This window comes from Luteibacter sp. P4_E6 (assembly GCF_056401535.1).
Genome location: NZ_JBFUJE010000595.1, coordinates 1 through 2,268 on the forward strand (window position 1 = coordinate 1; position 2,268 = coordinate 2,268).

Annotated in this window: 2 protein-coding genes; one reads left to right on the forward strand and one right to left on the reverse strand. The window is 65.5% G+C overall.

Annotated features, from left to right (window positions below; all coding sequences use genetic code 11):
- Positions 1–21: 21 nt before the first annotated feature.
- On the reverse strand, positions 22–558 hold the full coding sequence (locus tag AC1DT2_RS21230) for a DUF2059 domain-containing protein (protein WP_477298551.1): 537 nt from the start codon (positions 556–558) through the stop codon (positions 22–24).
- A gap of 202 nt (positions 559–760) precedes the next feature.
- Between AC1DT2_RS21230 and AC1DT2_RS21235 the strand changes: the two genes are divergently transcribed.
- The coding region (locus AC1DT2_RS21235) for a UvrA family protein (protein ID WP_477298553.1) at positions 761–2,268 on the forward strand (1,508 nt) is incomplete at its 3' end.

Consider the following 2,268-nt stretch of genomic DNA (forward strand, 5'->3'; position numbering starts at 1 on the left):
CGGCTCCCACAAGGTGAGTGCCTACTTCTTCTTCGAGGGTGCGGGAGCTGGCGCCGGCGCTGGCGTCGCGCCGGCGGGCTTCGCGGCGGTGCCGCTGGCCGGGCACTGGCCCTGCGGGTTCAGGGTGCCCTGGCTCTGCAGCTGGGAAACCATCTGCTGGCCGCGCTCCTGGCCCCACTGCTTGCCGATCTGCATGCCCTCGGCCATGGTCGCCGGCATCTGGGTGATCACCTTCTGGCCCAACGGCGAACGGTAGAACTTGAGCAGGCCGTCGATATCCTCGGCGGTGAAATGCTTCTGATAGACCGGCACCATGCGGCCGATGAGCTGATTGGTCGCGTTGGCGTCCACAAAACCCTGCCAGTAGCTGGCCGGCACGCAAGGCAGAGCGCTCTGCATCACGCCCGCCATCTGGCTGTTCATCTGGCTGAGCATGCGGCCCATGCCGACGGCGTCCATCAGCTGGCGCACCTGCTGCTCGCTGGGCTGCGCCGCGAGCGCCTGGCCCGCACAACCCGCCAGCACCAGGCCGACGGCAATCCCTTTCCACTTACGCATGCGTCATGTTCCTCTTCGGGATGGATGGCACACCCCTCCCCGGGGCGACGGCCATGGTAGCCGCCTCGGCCTCCGCCGGGTACGCCGATGCGGCGGGGTACCGATCCCGCAAATCACCTGTGCTGAACCGTCACAAGTCGAGGCGGAATGAAGGCGGAAAACCCTTGGTATAGTCGGGGGCTTCCCCCATTTATGTCGGCACATGGACAGCATTCGCATCCGCGGCGCCCGCACGCACAATCTCAAGAATATCGACCTCGACCTGCCCCGCGATCGCCTGATCGTGATCACGGGGCTGTCCGGGTCCGGTAAATCCTCGCTGGCTTTCGACACGATCTATGCCGAAGGCCAGCGTCGCTACGTCGAGTCGTTGTCCGCCTATGCGCGGCAATTCCTCTCGATCATGGAAAAACCGGACGTGGACACGATCGAAGGCCTCTCGCCGGCCATCTCGATCGAGCAGAAGTCGACTTCCCATAATCCCCGCTCCACCGTCGGTACGATCACCGAGGTGTACGACTACCTGCGCCTGCTCTACGCGCGGGTCGGTACGCCGCGCTGCCCGACCCACGGCATCGCGCTGGAAGCGCAGACCGTCAGCCAGATGGTCGACACCGCGATGGCACTCGATGCCGACAAGCGGTGGATGCTCCTGGCGCCGGTGATTCGCGAGCGCAAGGGCGAGCACGTACAGGTGTTCGACCAGTTGCGCGCGCAAGGTTTCGTCCGCGCCCGCGTGGATGGCGAGGTCTATGACCTCGACGCCGTGCCGCCGCTGACTTTGCGCCAGAAGCACACGATCGAAGCCGTGATCGACCGCTTCCGTCCGCGCGAGGACATCAAGCAACGCCTGGCCGAGTCTTTCGAGACCGCCCTGCGCCTTGGCGAAGGCATTGTCATCCTGGTCGATATGGATGATGCGAAGGCCGCGGAGCAGCTGTTCTCGTCACGCTTTTCGTGCCCGATGTGCGATTACTCGCTCCCGGAGCTCGAGCCGCGCCTTTTCTCGTTCAATTCGCCGGTCGGCGCCTGCCCGACCTGCGACGGCCTGGGCGTTACCCAGGTGTTCGATCCGTCGCGCGTGGTCGGCCACCCCGAGCTCAGCCTCGCCGGCGGCGCCATCCGCGGCTGGGACCGTCGCAATGCGCACTATTTCCAGCTGATCATCTCGCTGGCCAAGTACTACGGGTTCGACCCGGAAACGCCGTGGCGCGAGCTAGCCAAACCGATGCAGAACGCCGTGCTCAACGGCTCAGGCAAGGACGTCATCCCGTTCCGGTACATCACGGACCGCGGCGGCAAGGTCACCCGCGAGCATAAGTTCGAAGGCATCCTGCCCAACCTCGAGCGTCGCTACCGCGAAACCGAGTCGGCTGCCGTGCGCGAGGAGCTGTCCCGTTACATCGCGGATCATCCCTGCCCGGATTGCGGCGGCCAGCGCCTGAACCCGTCGGCACGGAACGTGTTCGTTGCCGACCGCGCGATCCCCGAACTCACCTCGCTCGCCATCGACCATGCCCTCGGCTTCTTCGAAGGCCTGAAGTTGCCGGGCTGGCGTGGCGAGATCGCGGTGAAGATCGTCAAGGAGATCCGCGAGCGCCTGACCTTCCTCAACGATGTCGGCCTGAACTACCTCACACTCGATCGCCAGGCGGACTCCCTGTCCGGCGGCGAGGCGCAGCGCATTCGCCTGGCCAGCCAGATCGGTGC